21 protein-coding genes and 1 pseudogene are annotated in these 21208 nt (G+C 54.3%); 2 read left to right on the top strand and 20 right to left on the bottom strand.

The window, feature by feature from the left end; genetic code table 11:
• From P0N66_RS05250 to P0N66_RS05185, 15 genes and pseudogenes are all read right to left on the bottom strand, one after another.
• Positions 1–233 (bottom strand): DUF2254 family protein (locus P0N66_RS05250; RefSeq protein WP_275802966.1); only part of this gene is annotated, 233 nt, incomplete at its 3' end.
• Positions 234–290: 57 nt separating this feature from the next.
• Positions 291–518 (bottom strand): annotated as a pseudogene (locus P0N66_RS05245) (heavy metal translocating P-type ATPase); the annotation flags it as partial.
• Positions 519–573: 55 nt separating this feature from the next.
• On the bottom strand, positions 574–951 hold the full coding sequence (locus P0N66_RS05240; RefSeq protein ID WP_275802962.1) for a type II toxin-antitoxin system VapC family toxin: 378 nt from the start codon (positions 949–951) through the stop codon (positions 574–576).
• Positions 941–1186 carry a type II toxin-antitoxin system Phd/YefM family antitoxin gene (locus tag P0N66_RS12890; protein WP_431190012.1) on the bottom strand — a complete coding sequence of 82 codons (246 nt, stop codon included), beginning with the start codon at positions 1184–1186 and terminating at the stop codon, positions 941–943. Before P0N66_RS12890 ends, P0N66_RS05240 begins: the two co-directional genes overlap by 11 nt.
• 88 nt (positions 1187–1274) lie before the next feature.
• Positions 1275–1994: a hypothetical protein gene (locus P0N66_RS05230; protein ID WP_275802958.1), complete on the bottom strand. Its 720-nt coding sequence runs from the start codon at positions 1992–1994 to the stop codon at positions 1275–1277.
• Between the two features lie 65 nt (positions 1995–2059).
• Positions 2060–2377: a HigA family addiction module antitoxin gene (locus P0N66_RS05225; protein WP_275802956.1), complete on the bottom strand. Its 318-nt coding sequence runs from the start codon at positions 2375–2377 to the stop codon at positions 2060–2062.
• Positions 2377–2655, bottom strand: a complete 279-nt coding sequence (locus P0N66_RS05220; protein ID WP_275802954.1) for a type II toxin-antitoxin system RelE/ParE family toxin — start codon at positions 2653–2655, stop codon at positions 2377–2379. The genes P0N66_RS05225 and P0N66_RS05220 overlap by 1 nt, the downstream gene beginning before the upstream one ends.
• Before the next feature lie 180 nt (positions 2656–2835).
• Complete coding sequence (locus tag P0N66_RS05215) at positions 2836–3753, bottom strand: restriction endonuclease (RefSeq protein WP_275802953.1); 918 nt, start codon at positions 3751–3753, stop codon at positions 2836–2838.
• A gap of 156 nt (positions 3754–3909) precedes the next feature.
• Positions 3910–4824, bottom strand: coding sequence for an HNH endonuclease (locus P0N66_RS05210; RefSeq protein ID WP_275802950.1), 915 nt, complete (start codon positions 4822–4824; stop codon positions 3910–3912).
• A 16-nt stretch (positions 4825–4840) separates the two neighbouring features.
• Entirely contained in the window at positions 4841–5212 is a 372-nt protein-coding gene (locus tag P0N66_RS12885; RefSeq protein WP_431190006.1) for a very short patch repair endonuclease, read from the bottom strand.
• Complete coding sequence (locus P0N66_RS05205) at positions 5200–6462, bottom strand: DNA cytosine methyltransferase (RefSeq protein ID WP_275802948.1); 1263 nt, start codon at positions 6460–6462, stop codon at positions 5200–5202. Before P0N66_RS05205 ends, P0N66_RS12885 begins: the two co-directional genes overlap by 13 nt.
• A gap of 532 nt (positions 6463–6994) precedes the next feature.
• Positions 6995–7261: a hypothetical protein gene (locus tag P0N66_RS05200; RefSeq protein ID WP_275802946.1), complete on the bottom strand. Its 267-nt coding sequence runs from the start codon at positions 7259–7261 to the stop codon at positions 6995–6997.
• A 67-nt stretch (positions 7262–7328) separates the two neighbouring features.
• Positions 7329–7826 (bottom strand): hypothetical protein, encoded by a 498-nt coding sequence (locus P0N66_RS05195; protein WP_275802944.1) that lies wholly within the window; start codon positions 7824–7826, stop codon positions 7329–7331.
• 390 nt (positions 7827–8216) lie between these two features.
• Positions 8217–8774: a hypothetical protein gene (locus P0N66_RS05190; protein ID WP_275802941.1), complete on the bottom strand. Its 558-nt coding sequence runs from the start codon at positions 8772–8774 to the stop codon at positions 8217–8219.
• Positions 8775–8886: 112 nt separating this feature from the next.
• Positions 8887–9687 carry a DUF2971 domain-containing protein gene (locus tag P0N66_RS05185; protein ID WP_275802939.1) on the bottom strand — a complete coding sequence of 267 codons (801 nt, stop codon included), beginning with the start codon at positions 9685–9687 and terminating at the stop codon, positions 8887–8889.
• Positions 9688–9835: 148 nt separating this feature from the next.
• Here P0N66_RS05185 and P0N66_RS05180 point away from each other — a divergent pair, with 148 nt between their 5' ends.
• Together P0N66_RS05180 and recD2 are read left to right on the top strand one after the other, a co-directional pair.
• Positions 9836–11233: an integron integrase gene (locus P0N66_RS05180; protein WP_431190005.1), complete on the top strand. Its 1398-nt coding sequence runs from the start codon at positions 9836–9838 to the stop codon at positions 11231–11233.
• 34 nt (positions 11234–11267) lie between these two features.
• Positions 11268–13814, top strand: coding sequence for an SF1B family DNA helicase RecD2 (gene recD2 / locus P0N66_RS05175; RefSeq protein ID WP_275802936.1), 2547 nt, complete (start codon positions 11268–11270; stop codon positions 13812–13814).
• 125 nt (positions 13815–13939) lie between these two features.
• Here recD2 and extI read toward each other — a convergent pair whose 3' ends face one another.
• The 5 genes from extI to P0N66_RS05150 form a co-directional block, all read right to left on the bottom strand.
• On the bottom strand, positions 13940–15130 hold the full coding sequence (extI, locus tag P0N66_RS05170) for a selenite/tellurite reduction operon porin ExtI (RefSeq protein ID WP_275802934.1): 1191 nt from the start codon (positions 15128–15130) through the stop codon (positions 13940–13942).
• A gap of 36 nt (positions 15131–15166) precedes the next feature.
• Positions 15167–17551 carry a selenite/tellurite reduction operon rhodanese-like protein ExtH gene (gene extH, locus P0N66_RS05165; RefSeq protein WP_275802932.1) on the bottom strand — a complete coding sequence of 795 codons (2385 nt, stop codon included), beginning with the start codon at positions 17549–17551 and terminating at the stop codon, positions 15167–15169.
• Between the two features lie 319 nt (positions 17552–17870).
• Positions 17871–19241 carry a sigma-54-dependent transcriptional regulator gene (locus P0N66_RS05160; protein WP_275802930.1) on the bottom strand — a complete coding sequence of 457 codons (1371 nt, stop codon included), beginning with the start codon at positions 19239–19241 and terminating at the stop codon, positions 17871–17873.
• Positions 19238–20950 (bottom strand): PAS domain-containing sensor histidine kinase, encoded by a 1713-nt coding sequence (locus tag P0N66_RS05155; RefSeq protein WP_275802929.1) that lies wholly within the window; start codon positions 20948–20950, stop codon positions 19238–19240. The genes P0N66_RS05160 and P0N66_RS05155 overlap by 4 nt, the downstream gene beginning before the upstream one ends.
• Positions 20947–21204 (bottom strand): sulfurtransferase TusA family protein, encoded by a 258-nt coding sequence (locus P0N66_RS05150; RefSeq protein WP_275802928.1) that lies wholly within the window; start codon positions 21202–21204, stop codon positions 20947–20949. The genes P0N66_RS05155 and P0N66_RS05150 overlap by 4 nt, the downstream gene beginning before the upstream one ends.
• Positions 21205–21208 lie beyond the last annotated feature (4 nt).

The raw sequence follows: 21208 nt of genomic DNA, 5'->3' as shown, positions 1-21208 counted from the left end.
ACAACTCCAGCGATGGTGATCATTGATCCGGCTATGATCCCCAGCACGGAGCTGGCCCCCTCTGCTCCGCCGGTGAATGTCCAGCCCCACGAACGCAACAACCAGTTCGTCACCGGCCTATCCAAAGAGACGCTTATGAAGGCCAAAAACACCGCGGCTAGGGCCATCACCGTGGGAATGAACCATAAGCTGGAACGAATGCGATCCCAATACCTGAAAGTCAGTGTTTTCACTATGACGCCTCATTTATATGAGCGGGACTTTCTCCTCGCCCTGATCAGTGACCCGGGCGCGGTATCCGGGAGGAGCTTGGCAAGCTCCTGGAGCGCGCCCTGCGCCTGTGCGACCGAGCGCATCTCGATCCAGTGGCCCAGCAGCATGATGGTCACCAACGTGGCCAACTCCCACCAGATGGCATCCGCCTGAACGAAACCGAGCTGGACCTCCCACGAAAAAATGAAGGCTACGGCGATGGCGAGGGAGATCAGGGTCATCATCCCTGGCAGTCGCGCTGTCAGCTAGCGCCATGGCGATGATCGTGGTGCCTGTTATGGTTATACATAACTTGTTTATTTATGGCCTGAATTTTTTGAGAGATATTTCTTTTACAACTTTGTAGTGTTTATCGTTTCCTGTTAATAAGGGCATTCCGTAGGATGCTGCGGTGGCCCCAATTAAGGCGTCGGCAATTTGCATGGAGTGACTCAGGTAGTGCTGTTCAACATAGAACATGGCCTTGCTTGAGATTTCTTCACTTAAGTAGATAATGTTGCAGTTCCAGCTTTTTAAAGCCTTGCGGAGTGCTGTTAGCTCTTTATTGTTCCTCATTCCTTGGACTAGTTCCATGTAGGTGACGACGGATAGAGAGAAGTTTCTATGCTTTTCTAATTCATCTAACGCCTTTGTGTTACCTCGCATGTACCAGATGAACACATCGGTATCAATTAGCATTGAAACGCCCTTTTCTAACTGTTCTAATGTAGTTTTCTACATTTTCTGCTTGTGCGTTGTCGTTCCATATGCCAAATAATTCGTTGGTTTCAGGAGATGTCTTTTTTTCTTCTTCTATGGGGACGAGCTTGGCGCAAGGCTTCCCTCTGTATGTGATAACTACTTCTTCGCCCCTTTTAACGGTGTTCAATAATTCTTTGGAGTGGAATCGAAGGTCTTTAGCTGTGGCTTGCACTGTGTTACCTCTTAAACCTGGTTGAAGTTTATACTTAAAACCATAAACTCCACAACAGACTGAGGCAAGTTTTTTTTGAATTGTAACGTTACAACTGTGCGGCGCGCGGTAGCGCGTACGCACCAGCCGATGGTTGGCCGCTTCCATATTTCAAATCCACGATGACGGTTGTCACCCGCCTCGCCAGTTTGCTGTCCTTTAATCCAAGACACTTGTAGGCAAGACGAGCGGCCCCCTGCCATTCTTCACGAGAAGCCGGTTGAGGAACATCCGGCGCGTTTGCAAAGTCAATGAAAACGAGGTAGGCATCCTTCTTGTTAATCCCGGCTAGGTAGTAGAGGTGGGCGAGACGGTTAGCCATTTGGTAGAGTGGCGCATGCCAGCAGGCATCATTGCTTGCACGGAATGCGGTCTTGGCTTCTTCCAAACGCTGCTTGATTCTGCGGAGCGCATCGCCCGAAGCCTTGCTTCGATAATCGACGGCCTCGTCAATGTGGGCCTTGGCTTCAATGAGGATCAGTCTGTCGTCTGAGGTGCGGGCCAGCCCGTCCCAGCGTGGGCCGCTCTTGGGCCAGAATTCATCAAGAGGCATTGTCAGGTCGTTAACAAGCAGACGGTCGAGAAACGCCTGATCGTAGTATTCCGCGTAGTCGTCATCCTGAATCGGCGAGCGCCAGTCTATCGTCGTCGCTTGCCAACCGAAGGCTTCGGCGATAGCTGTATCCAACAGGCCAGAATACTCGCGCACCATCAAGCGTAGCCAATGTTCGCTTCGTTTTGTTTCCGGCGGTCTTGGTCTTCTCGGCATATCTTTCGCCTTGTTTCTCTATTTCGTGGCCTGGCAGAGGCTCAGCGACCGCAGAAGACCCCGCGTCAGGGCTCAGACCGCATCGCTTTGTTGGTGTCCTTGAGGCGCAGTGCCTCGACGCCTTCCAGGCTCACCTTCTGCCGAGCGTTCCAAAGATCATGCTGGTCCTGCATCGCAAGCCAGCTCTCCGGCGATCGCCCCAAGGTCTTGGACAAACGCAAGGCCATCTCCGGACTGACCGCACTCCGTCCCTGAAGGACCCGGGCGACCGTCGAAGGCGACACATTGAGCTTCGACGCGAGATAGCGCGCACTGAAACCAAAGGGCGCAAGGTAGACGTCACGGATGAACTCGCCAGGATGGGGGGGATTGTGCATAGCCATTAGTGATAGTCCTCGTAATCCAGAATATATGCGTTGCCATCATGGAACTCGAAGGTCAATCGCCAGTTGCCGTTGACCCAAATCGACCACCTGCCGCGCCCACGTCCCTTCAGCGGATGCAACCGAAACCCCGGAATATCCATATCCTCGATGGTGACCGCGGTTTCAAAAGCCGCCAACTGCATCCTGAGCCGGGAAGCGTGCTGTGGCTGAATGCCGGCAACGCTCCCTGCTTCATAGAAACGCCGGAGTCCCTTGTGTCGAAACGACTTGATCATACTAGAAAGATATCATATTGCGCATCACGCAACAACCGGTGGGATATCGCAGTGCTGTTTTAGGGGTGGATTTTTTTCTTTGACATGCCGGACGGCAGCTGTCACCGGCAATGTAAAAGTGTACCCAAAAAAGTGGGGTGCGGACGAAATCTTGGACTATATCGGGGCGTGGCATCTCGCTTAATCCTCGATGAAGAAGTCCGTATCTACCTTTTTGACTTCGTACACCGCCGCAGAACTGACACCAACACTGTGATCAATCATGAGCTGAACAAGATCTGAGCCATCTATCAACACCACCTTGGGTTCAATTTGACCAACGTAGTCTAGTGCTTCTTTTGAAAAACGACTGGTGGTAATAAATACACCCTTCTTGGCTCGCTGCCCATGAAGGGCACCGACAAACTTTTGGATCTCTGGCCGACCAACAACAGCCTCCCACCGCTTGGCCTGCAGGTAGATAGCATCCAGGCCGAGACGATCTTCTTTGATAACGCCATCAATGCCTTCATCCGCTGTTTTTCGAGTGGCCTTTCCGGCCTCTTTGACGGAACCGCCATACCCCATTGAAACAATAAGATAAACGACCAACTTCTCGAAAAAATCCGGCGTATTGCTTTTGATGAGATGAAGCAGCTCATTTGCCACTTCGTCCCGTAACTGCTGATAAGCTTGCTCTAATGTTTCCTCGGGAGTCGTAGACGATGTTTCGTCGTCGCCTGTGTGGGTTACTTTTTCGGTTCGGTTCTTGTTGCTTGCCTGCCGGAACTGCTGAAACTCTTCAAACCGCTCCAAATACTTGATGTCTATTCGCTCCGGGCCCTCTGCAAGAATTTTACGGCCACGGTCAGAAATATAGAATTTCCCACGTTTTGGCGATTCCAAGACTCCAGCCTGGGTCAGGTAAACTTTCGCCCAGGCTACCCGGTTTGCGAATGTAGCTTGCCGACCGCTTGGCAGCCTTTTCTCAAGGTCTTCTTGGGACAGGCCCATAATTTCAGCCAGTCCATCACGAGCTTCCTGCATCGTGTGTTCTTCACCGTCAGCGGAAAACTTGAGCAACGGCAACATCAATGATTGAAAGTCAGGTACGGCCAAGTGCTTCCCCCATTCTTTTTACTCATAACGCTAAGCTCACTTGCCGCAAGGGAACTCAGCGGTTGCCACAATCACCGGAAACACAAAAGGGGCAACAGGCTATAAGCCCGCGCCCCTTGCGGTCAATGTGCAGCGCCTGGTTCGGCCTCGCCGTTATTATGATTTTTTCCTGTGTATTTCGTCATGGCAAACCGTACAAACGGTAATCAGGTTGCTTTCCGTGTTGTCGCCGCCCTTGGCATGGTGTTTTTTGTGGTGTAACTCCAAGTGGCGCGGGTCTGATCTATTCCATTCTTCGTGGGACCAATTACATAGGGTGCATTTGTAATTATCCCTCCGAAGCACCTCTCTTTTTACCGGGTCGGGTATATGCCTGTCATGTTCAGGGCTTTGGCGATCAGCCTCAAGTAGATACATTCCTACTTCAATATCCGGTCGGCCGGTATTTTGGGTTACAACAGGCCAACCAAATTCTGTGCGTAATTCTCTGACTCTTCTTGCCCACTCCGACCTATCTTTTGCTAAATATTTCAATTCCTCGCCGGTCACTTTTTGACCGACGTTCGCCCTCAAATATTTCAATATTTTGTCGCGGACGGAAATGTTTTCTCTTCTAATTTCATTGGCAAGGTTCCAACGGTGGGCCGCATCCCTGTCTTGCTGTGGAGAAAGCAATATATAATCGGAAGGCCCCATTGATGTTGCGTCAATATTCGGTAGAGGAAATTCGTTTTCTTCCGCCATTTGCTTGGCTGTCAGACCGCTGACAATCGACCACCCGAACTGTACCTTTAACTCTCGAACCCTACGGGCGTATTCTTGGATGCCGGAAACGACAAGCAGCTCATCACCACTTATTATTACTGCCGGATATTTTTGAAAATAATGGAGGATACGGTCTCTGGCGCTTCTTGCAATAGTGGAGGGAATAAGAGATTTCCCGAGGTCACGCAAATGGCTAAAACAAGGGACAAGAGAGAGAACTTTGTTTCGTAAACTGTCGGATTTTAATTCCTGTTCAAAATTGGTTAATAATTCCTGCAGTTCATTTCTGATTTTTTCAGATTTCATATCCGATACTCTCTTATCACCTTCCGAGAAATGAAAGGAGCTTGGTCTTCAGTTTATTCGTGTCCTTCACTTCACAGGCCCAAACAGTTAGTACATCCCAACCTAATTTCTTTAGAGCAGTAACAGTTTCTTTGTCTCGTTCGATGTTCTTATCCAATTTCTCACGCCAAAATTCTTCATTGGTTGAGGGACGCTTAGAGCGTGGACAATCTTCATGTCCATGCCAAAAGCAGCCATGAACAAAGATAACTTTTTTATACTTCGGCAATGTTATATCAGGCTTTCCCGGCAAGTCTTTTCGGTGGAGCCTGAATCTATATCCCAAACTGTGTAGTAGAGAGCGGACGGCTATTTCCGGCTTGGTGTTTTTGCCACCTACCCGCGACATAATTTGACTTCGTTTTGCTCTTGAGAAGACGTCCATTTCCCATATTTTTGATCAAGTAGTAATCTAACGACATCTGCCACTCGTGCCGCAAGTAAAGGCGGCACGGCATTGCCGATTTGTTTGGCTACCTCTATCTTGGAACCCAAGAATTTAAAACTATCAGGAAAACTTTGAAATCGTGCCGCTTCCCGATGGGTGATCGGCCTGTGCTGTTTAGGGTGCAAATAGCGACCCTTTTCAGGTTTGAAAAATTCGGTGCGTATCGTTACAGACGGTTTGTCCCACCAAAGTCTGCCAAACAGGTCCGTTCCTCCTGATTTCTTTCTAATCCAGCATTTTGGGGTTAACTCCGGAGCAATTCTCTGGAGATCAAATCGGTTCATCCCTTCTCGCGGAATTGCTCGATATCTTTTGCGGCTTAATTCAGTTGGGGTTCTCCCAAAATGCAAATCTAAGGGGGGGGGGACATTTCTTATTTCCGTCCCCTCGGGCGCCGGTAAATCGGCAATAGCGTCTCTTACTGTTTTCCACTTCGGAGGAGTTGACAGGTATTCCACCTTATTAAAAGGAAGAGTTAACGGTTTGCCGTTCCCATTAGGATTAAAATGGGTTTTCCGAGGTGGAAATAACACTGCCGGATCGGCGAATTTACAACCTATGATGAATGCTCTGGTTCGAGTTTGAGGAACCCCATAATCTGCAGCAATTAATTTTTCCTGCCAGACTCGGAAGCCGAGAGACCTTGCCGCTCCGACGATTTCACCATGCTCGAAGGTGCCAAGCAATTGGGGGACATTCTCCATAATAAAAATTGATGCCCCGGATCGTTCAACAACTTCTAAGTATGGCCGCCACAATTCCTTGCGAGGGTCATTTTCGCGATTTTTATTTAAGAGACTGAAACCTTGGCAGGGAGGGCCACCAATTACAACATCAGCTTTTGGTATCTCGATTTTCCCTTGGTCCAGTATTTCGACAATGTCTCCGACAACACAATGAGGGCCGAAATTTTCATTATAAGTGTCGCCGCAAAATTGATTATAGTCATTTGCCCAGACAGATTGGAACGGTTGGCCGAAAACCTCTGAAAACCCTAACGACATGCCTCCGGCTCCACAGAAAAGATCTATCAGACGATAGCGTTCCCGGCTGTGCAGTAGCTCTCCGGAACAGCGAGAATGGTAAGTCGCTTCGTCTTCTTTTAAAATAAAAGATTTGTCAATATCTATCGTATTTTCAATTTGATACATAACGAGCACGCCTCAGATGTAGAATCTTTTTAGAGTTTTCCGGATTCTACCATTTTGGGTGAAAAATTCATCTTCGTAATTATTGGGTTGGTGGCCGAACGCATTAATAACCTGCCGCGCCAAGGAGCCTGCATCAATATAGCAGCGGTGCTCGCGGTCAGGTTTATTTTATTGTTGGAAAAATGTCATTTGTTTCTGCCAGGATGTCCGAAAACAATTGCGGTTATCATACCAACTAAACGACCCAGAGCCCTACCAGGTGGACTGAGAGAGACAAAAAAACCAACCGGGATTATCCAAAAGAGATGTAGCTTACTCCAATCAAACATTGTAAATACAATTAAACAAATGATAGCAAAGAACCATTGACATAAGTACATTAATGTTATACGGCTACTGCCTTCCTTGGCTGATTTATAAATCCATATCAAGCCACTGAAAACGAAATAAACTACGGAAAAGTAAACCAATAACCCAAATACACGAATAATATTTTCCATTAATATTACCAATACAATGATTTGTAATAAGACTACCGCATGACTTCTATCAATGAATAGGCCCCATGAATTAGAATAATAATTGTCAAAACCATGTTTATTTGCGTGAGCTTGTCAGATATTGCCTCTGTTGCTTGCTCATGAGAATAGCCATTTTCCAGAGCGAATTTATATTGGTTACCCATTGACCTTTTAGAAATCTCTTGCAAGACTCCTGAGATTATTACCGTAACCAATGCCCACCATATTCCGTTTGAATAGAATACGTATCCAGAAAACATAGCGATAATTGTTGTCATGGATAGTCTCCTGTTTGGGCAATCTTTTTGTCGCTGGCCAATTCCATTCGTTACGTCGAGGAGTCGATTAATTTGACCCAGTATTTAATGAACGACACATTTCTAGATATTCCTCAATTTCTTTTTGACTAGTCCCATTTATACCTCTCTCGGCGAAACCTACACACTGCTGTACCGATAAGTGCATATTCTTGAAGTTAGAAAAACATGCATCAACCCCAGCAACAATTTGATTTATATCATAAATATCAATATTATTTTTGCTGAATTGAATTGAATAGTCAGGTGGAAACTTCTGAAATACATCATAATTTCCACCTGGCGTTTCTATATGGAATTTCTTTTTTTCATTAGCACATTCTTTTGACATTTGATAATGCATCATACTAGCACCATTTTTCATTCCATCATAATATCCTGATATATAAAGAAATTTTGAGCCTGCAGACCAAGTTGTCCAGTTTTTACCAGCGTAATATGCATTACTTTTCAATGGGCTAACTATAATTAATAATAATGAAAGAATAACAACGCTTATGAAAAACTCATAATATCTTGTCACCATTGTCCTCCAATTTTCTTAGGCAAACATTACAATAAGAATGTTAGGGGTAGAAATTATCTTTTCCACAATTTTTACATGAAATTTTAACTGTATTTTGATCTTTCATGCTGGCGTTAAAATTGCCCTCAACATAATCAACAGCGCGCCGATCTTTACTCATGTGTATATAGTCGTTTTCGGATATCCCAATTACACATTTTTCTCCACAGCTGGAACATATAATATCTATATTGTAGCGATCTCGGGATGCCATGCAATATCTCCATTACCTTTGTAGAATATTTGACCAATGGCACATCAACTTTACTTTGCATGTAAATACGACTTGTACCATAACGCTGCCATCAGCCGCGCGAGGAACGAGCGTCGGCTGGGTGGCCTTGTTGGGCGTTACTCTTCGTCTGTTTCACCAATCTTTTGCTCAAGATTCAAACCTGATAAAGCAAGTTGTAGATTGTCCGCATCAAAAACCCACTGAGTTCCGTCTGCGAGACGGACACGAGCGACATAGGTCACAGTAGTAAGCATTCTCGTGATGTCGTTGTCAAAAGCGCGCCATTCGCCGGTTATATTGGCAGTTCCCGGACTGAAATCCTTAGGCTCTGTGTTTGCAAGATTTTTCATGTGCTGCCCAAACACGTCATAGAGTATAGTTCTGACTTGAATGGCCACTATCGGTTGCTTTGCATCCAGTTCCGTACTTCCAGAAAACCTAAAACCGCGGTCTTTGTAAATAATCTGTGTAGAGTGAGATTTAAGCTCAACAGGGGCACTTGGATCGTTAAAAAGAATGCTCTCGCGTGTCAGGCTAGAGCCTTCATTAATTTTTATGCCAGATATTGAAAACGAAAACGGTCCGTCCGACGCACGTTTGATCTCGTAACCTTGAGCGGCAGCGCTGGTCGCGAAGATGAGCAAAATTGCAATCAGAAATATTCGACTTTTCATGTGGTCTCTCCTTTTTGGTTTTATGACGCCTAACGCTGCCAACACGCGCAGCTTTGTAGTGGAGGCGAAGCCGTAACGAAAAAGCTGTCGCTGTGCTTGGCCTTGTTCAATTTTACAGCTCAGAGACTCGAGTTGGTATATCGCCGTACCCAAGCTTTATCAATGTGCTTTTGACGAGCTCATTATACCACTCCGGAGCAAAAGGCGAAATATGAACAATCTTTATAAGCTTACTTAGATCTACATTGATTTTGATTACTTTTGTTCTACCATAGAGATGTTTGCTAGGTAGAGCTTTTTCTTCATGTGTTTTGTACTTGAGCAGCTGATCTTCTATCTGCCTAGGATGAGATATTATTAGTCTAAACTCGCATTCTGATTTGTATTCAGCTCTTTTGACGGTGTAAATGGACAGCAAATTTTGCTTCCAGTCCAAAATGTCTTTTTCGAAATTAATGTAACTTATCTGCGTCGGATAGATGTTTTCGTTGTCATTTATCGACAGCTTCAGGTCTTCATAAGAAGTCTCGATAGCTACGCCATACTCCTTCGAGTATATTTTCCACATATGAACCATTTCAGTGTCTTCCTGACACCAACAGCTCAAAAAAGCATGAGTTTTATCTTGGGTTAATGTCCGCGACAAATTTTTGTATCCTGGGTTCAACTCTCCTCTCGCGATCTGAATGTTTGCCCACTCGTCAAGCAGTTGACCGTTCAACTTAGGAAAGGTCCCTTCGAATTTGTCCTCCATAAGATCAGCTCTAGAAAAGCATAGTTTAGAGTCCACTAACAAAGAGAAAAAGGCAGGCAAATCCAAGTACCGCCATAATTTAATATTTTTCGTCGGTACATTCAGTACCGGATGAGACTCATCTATTGGCATTTTATTGTCCGATTTCTTCGGATCCATTCAATTGAACAGTGGTTTAGACAGAATTGGTAAAATATATAACTAGGCAGAAAGCGACCTATTGATTTTGAGTCAATTCTGTGTATTATTTGGTTCGGGCCGCTGTTAATCCCCCTCTGATAACTGTTTATTATCGGGAGGCTACCTGATGCCGCAAACTAAGTCAACGCCAAACAAAAAGGTCGAAGTTTTTTGGGATCGTTATCTTGATTTGATCAATAAGCGCGGAGTTAGACCGAAGGTGGCACGCTGGTATGTCAGGCGGGCCGAGGCTTTTGTGAAATCGCTGGAGGGTCGCAAGCTGCGGGAGCTTGATGCCACGGAGGTTAACCGTTACCTGGAAGAGTTGGGGCGTAAAGACAGAATTGAGGACTGGCAGTTTCGCCAGGCAGTGGATGCTATACGGAATTTGCTGCAGCTTGCCGGGGCTGCCTGCGAGAAGGAAGTGAATTGGGAGTACTGGCTTAATTCCGCCCAGGAATTGGCGGTGGATCACCCCAGCATTGCCCGGGAACAGGGGGTGTTGCCCAGCACCACGCCGAAGGGGCAGGCGCCCTTGCTGGATGCCGTGCGCGGTCGGCATGAAAAACTGCTGGATGCACTGGTGCTTGCCATCCGGCGGCGGCGTTACGCCATTCGCACCGAGCAGGCTTATCTTGCCTGGGCCTGCCGGTATTTACGCTTTTTGGAGGAGCGGGAGCCGGCGGTGGCCGGCGAGGTGGAAATCGCCTCGTTTTTGCAAAAGCTGGCGGTGGAGGGCCGGGTGGCGGCCAGTACCCAAAGCCAGGCCCTCAACGCCCTGGTCTTTTTTTACCGGGAGGCGGTGGGGCGCGAGGTGGGGGAGTTGGCCGATTTTGTGCGGGCCAAGCGGCCCAGGCGGTTGCCGGTGGTGCTCAGTCGGGCGGAAACGGCGCGGTTGCTGGAGGCCCTGCGGGAGATCAGCGCCCTGCATCATCTGATGGCCTCGCTGCTTTACGGCACCGGCCTGCGGCTGATGGAATGTGTCCGCCTGCGGGTGCAGGATGTCGATTTCGACCTGGGGCAGATTATGGTCCGTGACGGCAAGGGCCAAAAGGACCGGGTGGTACCGCTGCCCCAGGGGGTGCAGGCGCCTTTGCGGGATCATCTGGCCGAGGTGCGGCGGCTGCACGAGGAAGACCTGGCCCAGGGCTTAGGCGAGGTGTATCTGCCCGAGGCCCTGGCGCGTAAATATCCCAACGCTCCTCGGGAGTGGGGTTGGCAGTTTGTCTTTCCCAGCGGCCGCCTTTCCACCGATCCGCGCAGCGGCGTGGTGCGGCGGCACCATATCCATGAAAACGGTTTACAGAAGAGTATCAAGAAGGCCACCCTGGCGGCGGGCCTGACCAAGCGGGTCAACTGCCATGCCCTGCGCCACAGTTTCGCCACCCACCTGCTGGCCGCCGGTTACGATATCCGCACCGTCCAGGAGCTGCTGGGCCATGCCGACGTTTCCACCACCATGATTTACACCCACGTTCTCAACCGCGGCGGCCAAGGCGTGGTCAGCCCCCTGGATGTTCTTTGAATGTTGACGTAGCCGCTTTATCAGGCAGGGCAATATGCAGCAAGAGCGAAAACAGGATGAACTAAAGGGCATCGTCGAGCGGGTTACCTACCACAACCCGGCCAACGGCTGGTCGGTGTTGCGGGTGCAGCCCTTTGACCGGCGGTCGGACGCGGTGTATGTGCTGGTGCATCAGATGCGGGTTTTTGCCGGGGCCACCATGCGGTTTATGGGGCAGTGGAGCGAGCATCCGCGCTTCGGCCGTCAGTTTAAGGCCGACACCGCCCTGGAGGTGAAGCCAGCTTCGGCTGCGGCGCTGGAAAAATATCTCGGTTCTGGCTTGATCAAGGGGGTGGGGCCCAAGACCGCCCGCAAGATCGTCCGCCATTTCGGCGATAAAACCCTGGATGTCTTTGAGCAGGAGATCGACCGGCTCACCGAGGTGCCGGGCATTGCCGAGGCCAAGCTGAAAAGCATCAGCGCCGCCTGGCAGGAACACCGGGCCATCCGCGAGGTGATGCTCTTTTTGCAGGGCCATGGCATCAGCACCCTGTTTGCGGTGCGGATCTACAAGGAATACGGTGATCAGGCCATCGCGGTGGTCAATGCCGACCCCTACCGCCTGGCCGAGGATATTTTCGGCATCGGTTTTTTCTCCGCCGACCGGGTGGCCCTGAGCCTGGGTTTTGCCAAGGATGGCGAGCCGCGCCTGATGGCGGCCATCCGCCACGTGCTGGCCGCCGGTCGGGAGCAGGGGCACTGTTACCTGACCCTGGCACAGGTGATTGGCGGGGTCAGGGAACTGCTGGAGCTGGATATCGCCCCCCGGGCCGAGGGCTTGCTGGCGCAGATGGCGGCGGCGGGCAAGCTGATGGTCCGCACCCTGGCCGACCGCCAGGGCCAGCCCCACACCTGTTATTATTCCAAGACCCTTTATTACGACGAGGAAACGGTGGCGGGCCGGATCAAGGCCCTGCTGGCCCCGGTGGAGGTGGACCGGCGCCGGGTGGACGACTGGCTGGCCCGTTACTGCCGCACCCAGAGTCTGGAGCTTTCCGCCGAGCAGCAACAGGCGGTGGCCGGTATTGTGGGGCGTCGTTTTGCCATCCTCACCGGCGGGCCGGGCTGCGGCAAGACCACTGCCACCCGGGTGCTGGTGCGCCTGCTGGAGGCCATGGGCCGCAGGGTGGTGCTGGCCGCCCCCACCGGCCGGGCCGCCCAGCGGTTGGGCGAGGTGGTGGGGCGCGAGGCCCGTACCATTCACCGGCTGCTGGAATGGCAGGGCAGCGGTTTCAAGCGCCAGGCCGACCATCCCCTGGAGGGTGATTTTTTCATCGTCGATGAAAGCTCCATGCTGGATGTCAGCCTTAGCGCCGCCCTGTTGCGGGCCGTGCCGCCGGACGGCCAGGTGCTGTTCATTGGCGATCCCGACCAGTTGCCGCCGGTGGGGGCCGGTAACGTGCTGCGGGATCTGCTGAATGTCGCCGCCGTGCCCGCTTTCCGGCTGACCAAGGTGTTTCGCCAGGCGGCGGCCTCGGCCATTGTCCGCTACGCCCACCAGATCAACCGGGGCGAGGTGCCCCGCATCGACTCCCCCTTTAAGCACCCGGAGCGCTGGCAGGAGGATTGTGATTGTCTCTTCCTTGATGCCGACGAGGCCACCGTCGAGCAGCTTCATTTTTTAGGCCGGGTGCGCCGCCATTTCGCGCCGGATTACGGCCAATTCCGGGAGCAGACCGACCCTTTCAGCTTTCGCCTGGAAGAGGCGGTGCGGCCCTATGAAAGCGAATTTGAACTGCCGGAAAAGTTTCGCCATGTTGATCTGGACCAACTGTTGCGGGCCGAGACCCGCTCCGAGGAACTCAAGTCCTTACTGAAAAAGGTTCACCCCTGGTCGGCCCTGCATTACGGGCTGTCGGCAGTGGAGGTGGTAAAAAAACTCTATCGGGAATGGATTCCCAAGTACCGGGGGCAGGGGAGTGAGGGGCAGGAAAGCGATGGCCAGGAAAGCAAGGGACGGGGGAGCAAAGGGCAGGGAAGCGAGGGGCCGGGGATTGAAATCCAGGTGCTCTCGCCCATGACTCGGGGCAGCCTGGGCACCCGCAACCTCAACGAGGTGCTGCAGGAGGAGGTCAACCCCGCCGGTCCCGACCGGCCGGAGGTGCGGTTGGGCGAACGGATTTTCCGCCGGGGCGACCGGGTGATCCACACCCGCAACAACTACGACCTGGAGGTCTTCAACGGCGATATCGGCACCATCAGCGCCGTCGATAACGAAGAGCAGACCTGCGAGGTTACCTTTCCCGATGGCCGCCGGGTAAGTTACCGCCGCGACCAGTTGCCGGAGCTGGATCTGGCCTACGCCATCACCATTCACAAATCCCAGGGCAGCGAGTTCGCGGCGGTGATCATGCCGGTGCTGAGCCAGCACTACCGGATGCTGTTCAACAACCTGGTCTACACCGGCCTCACCCGGGCCCGACAACTGGCGGTGCTGGTGGGCAGCCGCCGCGCCCTGGCCCTGGCGGTCCACAACCGCGACACGGCGGTGCGCCAGACCGCCCTGGTGGAGCTGTTGGCTGCTTCGGGGGAGCATCCTTAACGGCCCGCAAAAAAGCCGCCCCAGCCGCTCTGATGGTCATCGCACTTGGGCAGGAGGAGGTGGGTGAGGTTGCCAAGGCGATGACCATCAGAACGGCCGGGGCGGCAGGGTCGGCCCCCCCCGGCTTAAAACAGAAACTGCAGCATGGCGGTTACGGTTTTGAAATCAGTGGTGTTCTGGTTTTCAACCTCGAAATCGGTGTCTGACCATTCCAGGGTCAACCGCAGATCCTGGCCCCGGAGAAAATAGTTGACCCCCAGGTTGAGGCGGTCGAGTTCCTGGTCCACCACCCCGTACAGGTTGGCGAAATTCCAGCTTTCGTAGCGGCCGAAAAACTGCAGTTGGCCGGGACCGACGTTGTTGGGCAGCAGGTAGCCGGCCTGGGCGTAGTAGCCGTTTTTCTCGCCGTCGATTCCCATGCTGACCGGGTCGGGGTCACCTCCTAAATAGTTGTCGTCGAAGGAAACGTCCAGGTAGGCCGCTTCCACGTTGAAAGTGCCGGCGCGGGTGGGCAACTCCCCGAACAGATCCACGGTCCAGGCCTGGAAGTCGTTGGGGTTGGTTGCAAGGTTCTGGTTGCCGTAGACCGCTTCCCGTTCATGCTGGTAGCCGCCGCCGATGGTCAGCACCCGGCGGTTGCCGAAATAGGTGCCGAAGTAGACCGGCGCGGGTTCCGCGTCCAGCAGGCTGTAATGGGCCCGGATGGTGTAACGCAGGTCGTTGCCCGGGGCATTGTCTTTCAGGCCGGTGGTGGCGGCGATTTTGTACTGCAGCTTCTGGTCCAGCATGTTGCCCCAGACCATGGCCCCGTAGTCTCTGGAGCGGCGGGGCAGAGCGGTGTAGATGAAATCCGAGCGGTCCAGGGTGAGGGCGAAAAAACAGCCCACGTTATGGGCCCGCACCAGGGGGTCTTTGATCAGGCCGGCCCGGATCTGGGCGTTGTCGTGGACATTGGCCAGGAAATAGGCATCCAGCACGTGGAAGTCCGAAGAAGATTCATCCCTTACGGCCAGGGGCTGGGTGCGCCGGTCGCCCTGGTTTTCGATGGCGTAGTAGAAGCCGTATTTGCCGTCATCCAACCGGCCCATCAGGGAGATCCGGTTGCGGCGGAAATAAATTTCGGCGGTGTCGTCGGTGCCGTCGCCGCCGGAGCCGGTGTCCCGCCACTGACCATAGAGCTGCATTTCGTAGTTGAGCTGTAGCCATCCCTGGTCGTTGGGGAGGTAGATCACCGGGCCGGCCGTCGCGGTTTGCGCGCCCGCCCACAACAGGCAGCTGGTGGCAGCCCCGATTCCGATAAGTTTCTTTAATTTCATATATGCACCTTTCTGTTGCTGTTTCATTTGATTTCCTTAGCGATAACCAGGAGCCGTGGGCGCGATGCCGTCGGGAATCGGCTCGAAAGCGCCGGGGTCGGTTTCCACGCAGCAGGGAGCGCCGCTGATGGCGGCATCTTCCTGGTTGATCCGGTTGGCAAAGGGGGCGTAGGAATTGGCGCCCAGGTAGGCCGTGTTATTGGTTTTGTTGTAGGTGATTTCTTCGGAGTAAGCGGCTTTGTCGGTCCGCCAGGGGGAAACCGGATTCAGGGAGCCGTCGTAGAGCGGCTCGTTTCTGGCCATCTGGCCCCATTCGATCCAGGCGCCGTCGTAAATCTTGGCCGGCCAGTTGAGGGCGGCGTCCAGGGCCAGGAAGGTGACGCCGGCCCGCCAGGAGGTCCGGCAGTAGCTGTAGTTGGTGGTGGTGTCGCTGGACCCCAGGTCGTTCATGGCCGCTGTCAGTTCGGCTACCGGCAGCAAGCGGCCGGTCTCATCCAGCAGGGTGACCCAGTCCTGGTGCTCGGCGCCCTTGATGTGTCCCTCGAAGGCCACATAAGTTCTGGCAAGGTTGTTGGCAACCCAGGTGGTGCCGGGATCGCCGTTGTATTCGGCGGCGGATCGGGCGTCGATGATGACGTAATTGGCGGGAACGGCGCCCATGGGAGTGGCCGAGCCGTCGGTTACCGCCATCATTTCTTCCAGGCTGGCCCGGAAACGTTCTTTGGCGGTGTCCTGGGGCAGTTCGCAAACGTTGTACTCGGAAGCGGCCTCGGCGGGGGCTTCGGTGGACAGGGTTATACCGGTTGCTTCGGCGTAATGGCCGGCGTTGCCGTCCAGCACCCGCAGTCGCTCACGGGGGAAGCCCCAGTAACGGAAGTTGAAGTAGGCCCGCCCCAGGTGCATCATGTTGGCCGCGCCCGAGCCGGTGGTCAGGACGATAATGGTGTCCGCCCCGATCCCGGTGCGCTGGAGCAGATCGTTCATCTGCGCGCTGGTTGGAACCTGGGAGATGGTGGGGGCGATGCCGTCATTGCGGGTGGCCGACAGATCCGCGGCGGTGTTCAGGAGAAAAGCGCCGGGAATATGGCCTTCCTCGTAGGCGGCGGTAGAGCCCACATGCAGGACGACGAAATTGTCGTAGTCATAAGGGTCGGCGGGGGCCGTGGGGGCGCCGTCCTGTTGCCAGGCTTCAAGATCGGCCAGGGAGAGCATTACCTCCACCGCGCGATCATCGGGGGCCGGGGGGTTGTTGTCGCATACATTCTGGTCCGTTACATTGATCAGGTCGGCCCGGGGGGCGAAAGAATCGGCGCTTGCCAGCGGTTCAACGATGCGGTTTTCATAGTTGATCGCCTCGCTGCGGGATTCGTTATCGGTGCGCCAGGGGGAGTCAGGCGCCAGGGCGCCCCCGTAGTTAAGATCATTTCTGGCCATCATGCCCCACTGTACCCAGGCGCCGTCGTAAATCTTGGCCGGCCAGCGCAGCACCGCGTCCAGGGCCAGGAAATTCACTGCCGCCCGCCAGCTGGTCTGGCAGTAAGTGTAAGAGATGGTATCGGGGCCGGCCCCGGCTTCTTCCATCATGGTCCGTAATTCGTTCTTGTTAAGCATTGCGGTAGGGTTGTCCGGGTCCAGCAGGGTGCTCCACTCCTGCAACTTGGCTCCCCTTACCCGGCCGCCGAAGGCCACCCCGCCGCGGAGACTTTCGCCTTCGTATTCGCCTTCCGAGCGGGCATCAAGAACGATGGTGCTTTCGGCGCCGTTTTCGGCCACGGCGATCATCTCTTCCAGCGAGGCCCGTAAATTAACGTTGGCCTGCAGGTCGGTAACGCTGTAGTTGGATGAACGGGGGGGCGGCGGGGTTTCCGACAGCGGGTAGCCGGCTTCGTTGTGGTAGGTGGCGGTTTTGGTGCCGTTGAGCACCCTTAGCCGTTCCCGGGGGAAGCCCCAGTAGCGAAAGTTAAAATAGGCCCGGCCGACGCTCATCATGTTGCCGTCGCCCACCAGTACGACAACCGTGCGTTCGTCGGTTCCGGTCCGCTGCATCAGGTTGTCCATCTGGGCGGCGGTGGGCACCTGGCTGGCGGTGTAGGAAACACCGTTGGATCGCTCCGCTCGCAGGTCATCAACGGTGTCCAGGTGAAAGGCGCCGGGGATATGGCCGGATTCATAGCCGGCGGCGCTGTCCACATCCAGGATTACCATGCGGTCGTAGCCTTTGGCGTCGGTGCCGTAACCGCCTTCCACCCAGTTGTTCAGAGTTTTGGCGTCGATCATGACATCCGGATTATTGTTGGCCGCCGCATCGGCGTCGTAGTCGTTACCGCCGCAGCCGGTCAGCAGCAGCATGGCACCGGCCAGCAGCCCCAACAGGGCGTACAGGCGGGCTGATTTTTGGGGAGTTAAACGCTTGGTTGCCATACATCCTCCTTTTTGTTGCACGTGTTGCCTCCAGAATGGTTACCCGCTTTGTCAGGAATTGGCCCTTGTGGCGTGGTTCCCGGTGCCGGCTGGCCGGCGGCGGGCAACCCCTTATAGAGCAAGGGTTGTGCCAGGGTAAAAGCACGTATTTACAGGTAAAAGAAGGAGGTGGTGTTGTTTCATAATGAAATGTTGTTGCAAGATGAAAGAAACGTCGACGAAGAGCGGCCGGCAAATAACGGTAGATAACCCGATTGGCGAGGGCAAGAAAAAGTCAGGAATGGGGAGCGGGGCGGTGGAAAGGTTTGGTAAGCGGGGGTTAAGCGGTAATTTCGTACTTTTTGATTTTTCGCCACAGTGAGACGGGGCTGATTCCCAGCAGTTTGGCGGTCATCCCCCGGTGGCCGTTGGCCCGTTGCAGAGCCTTGATGATCATCTTTTTTTCCATGTCGGCCATGGCCAGTGATTCCGTTGCGGTAGTGGTGCCGTGCGGCTCTTCGTCTTCCGGGGTGTTTTCCAAGGGGGGGAGGTGTTCAAGGCGCAGTTCTTGGTCCGGGCAGAAGATCAAGGCCCGTTCCACGGTGTTTTCCAGCTCACGAACATTGCCCGGCCAGGAGTGCGCCAGCAACCGGGCCATTACCGGGGCGGGAATGGTTTGCACCTGCTTGTCGTATTTGGCGTTGTATTTGGCCAGGAAATGGTGGGCCAGCAGGGGGATGTCCTGGTGACGCTGCCTTAACGGCGGCAGCTCAAGGCTGACCACGTTGAGGCGGTAGAACAGATCGCGGCGGAAACGGCCGGCTGCCACTTCCTCGCTCAGGGGTCGGCTGCTGGCGGCAACCACCCGGACATCGGCCCGGCAAGGCTGGCGGCCGCCAACTTTCAGGAAGGTGCCTTCCTGGAGCACGCGCAGCAGTTTAACCTGAAAGGCCAAAGTCATGGCGTCGATTTCATCAAGAAACAGCGTGCCCTGGTCCACGGTTTCAAACAGACCGGGCTTGTCCTGGTCGGCGCCGGTATAAGCCCCTTTGACGTGCCCAAACAGCTCCGACTCCAGCAGGGTTTCGGGCAGGGCGCCGCAGTTGATGGGCAAAAAAGGCTGCTGATGGCGGCTGCTCCACTTATGGATAAGCTTGGCCACCAGTTCCTTGCCGGTACCGGTTTCGCCGTTGATCAAGGTGGTGGTGGAAAAGGGGGCTACCTGAGCGATCAGTTCCTTGAGCTTTTTGATGGCCGGACTTTCTCCCACCAGTTCTTCGCCCCGGCAGCCGGCCACCTGTTGCCGCAGGCGGCGGTTTTCCAGCCGCAGTCGGGCGTGGTCGGCGGCCCGCTGGACGGTAAGCAGCAGTTCGTCGGGCTCAAAGGGTTTTTGAATGTAGTCGTAGGCGCCTTTTTTGATGGCCTCCACTGCGGATTCAACGGTGGCATGGCCGGTGACCAGCACCACCATGCAGTCGGGGTTGGCGGCGAGCGCCTGTTCGAGAATTTCAATCCCATCGAAATAAGGCATTTTAAGGTCGGTGAGAATCACCTCAAAACGATGGCTTTGCAGCCGTTCGGCGGCCTCCCGGCCGTCGGCGCAGAGTTCCGGGGTAAAGCCGCCGCTGATCAGGGTGTCGCGCAGCAGTTGCCGCATGCGCAGGTCGTCGTCGATTACCAGAATGGGATTGGCTTGCCGGTTCATGTTCATGTTGCGTGCTCCGCTTGCAATGCTTCCGTTGGTTCAGCCGGCAGGGTAACCTGCAGGGCGGCGCCGCCCTCGCGCGCGTCGGCGGCCTCGATGGTGCCGCCCAGCTCGCCGATGATCCCGGCGCAGATGGAAAGCCCCAGGCCGGTGCCTTCACCCACGGGTTTGGTGGAATAAAAAGGGTCGAAGAGTCGGGGACGGCTTTCCGTCGGAATGCCCGGACCGTTATCCGCCACCACCAGCAGCACCTTTTGTTCCCGGGCGTTGGTGCTGATCCTGATCCGGCCATCCTGGCCAATGGCCTGCATGCCGTTGATCACCAGATTGATGATCACCTGTTCCAGCTCGCCCGGGTCGGCGATTACCGGCGCCAGGGGCTGCAGGTCCTGCACCAGCTCGATCCGTCGTTTTTCCAGGTCGGTGGTCAACAGGGGGATGGCGCGCTGAATGATGACATTCAGGTCGCAGGCTTCCCGGGTGCGGCCGGTGTGGTGAGATTTGCGGGCAAAGCTCAGCAGGGCCTTGATGATGGTACTGCTTCGCTGGGTCTGTTCGGCAATGATTTCCAGCCGCTCCTGCTGGGCAGCCGTCAGGTTGTCGTCTTTGAGCAGCAGCCGGGCAAAACCCAGGATGCTGGCCAGGGGAGTATTGAGTTCATGGGCCACGCCGGCCGAGAGCTGACCGATGGCCGCCAGCTTTTCGGCCCGAAAAAAAAGCTGGGACTTCTTCTTCTCCACCGTGATGTCGCGGAAGGTGATGACCCGGCCGACAAAGTCGCCATCAGGGCTCAGCATCCGGTTAAAGTCGGCGGAGAACAGCCGCTCTTCCCCCGCTGGATGGTGATAGGGGAATTCCGCCCCGGCCGGTTCCCGGCCGTCGGCCAGCAGTTCGGCCAGGCCAGGGAAAAGCCGGGCCAGGGGCTGTTGCCGGATTGTTGCTTCGGAACAACCGGTAATTTCGACTGCGGCCCGGTTGCAAGTGGTTACCTGCCCCTCGGGGTTGATGACCAGCAGGCCTTCCGAAAGGCTTTCAATCACCGTGGCCAGCTTGTTTTTTTCCTGCAGATAAGACTGCCGCTGCTGCTCCTCGGCCGGTTCCGCCTGCTTTTTGTCGGTAATATCCAGCGCCACTTCAATGACCTGGCTGACGGTGCCGTCTTCATTCTTGGCAAACGGGGTGGTGATCACGTTGAAATATTTATTCTTCTTTTTCACGTCGCGGACCAAGGCTGGTCGGCCGGTGGCAAAAGTCTCCATGGCCGGGCAACCCAGGCCTGGAGATTCCCGGGCACAGTAAATCTCGAAGCAGTTGTGGCCGATGATCTCCTGCCGGTTGGGATCGACCAGCAACTGGCGCTGTTTTTCGTTGCAGCGTTGTACGTTGAAGTCCCGGTCGATGATGGAAATTCCGACCCCGGTGGCGTCAAAGATCGCCTCCAGTTCATCCTTGGCCCGCTGCAGCTCATTGACGTTCTGGTTCAGAAAATCAAGTATCTGGGTAAAAGAGTCGGCAATAATGCCGATGGGGTCAAGATCGAGCAGGGTCTTGTCGTCCAGCTCGTCGTATTGCAGCGGCTGGGTGCCCATGATCTGCAGCAGATGGTTGGTTTTGGCCCGGATGTAGCCGATAAGCCGCTGGTTGTCGGCCTCCAGGGCGGCCAGACGCTCCTGGTCCCGGGAGTTTTTTGGGTACTCTGTGGCTGCTTTGTTCATAGCTGCCGGTCCACCACGATCTGGTAATAGGTTTTGACCTTTGCCACGTCCACTCGGTAGCCCATCTTGCGCACCGATTCCGGCACGGTGACGGTGGCGTTGCGATGATCCGTTCTGATCAGCAACCGGGTTTGGCCGCTGTTGATTTCCCGGCGCCGCTGGTTGATTTCCTTTAGCACCACCAGCAGACAGGCGGGGCAGACCTGGCCCAGGATATCAAGTTCTATAGTTTGGGGGGACAGGGAAGAAGACATTATG

Origin of the sequence: Desulfurivibrio dismutans, from assembly GCF_029210385.1 — a bacterium.
Lineage (GTDB): Bacteria > Desulfobacterota > Desulfobulbia > Desulfobulbales > Desulfurivibrionaceae > Desulfurivibrio > Desulfurivibrio dismutans.
Note: the sequence above shows the minus strand (reverse complement) of the source record. Positions and strands in the feature narration are given on the sequence as shown.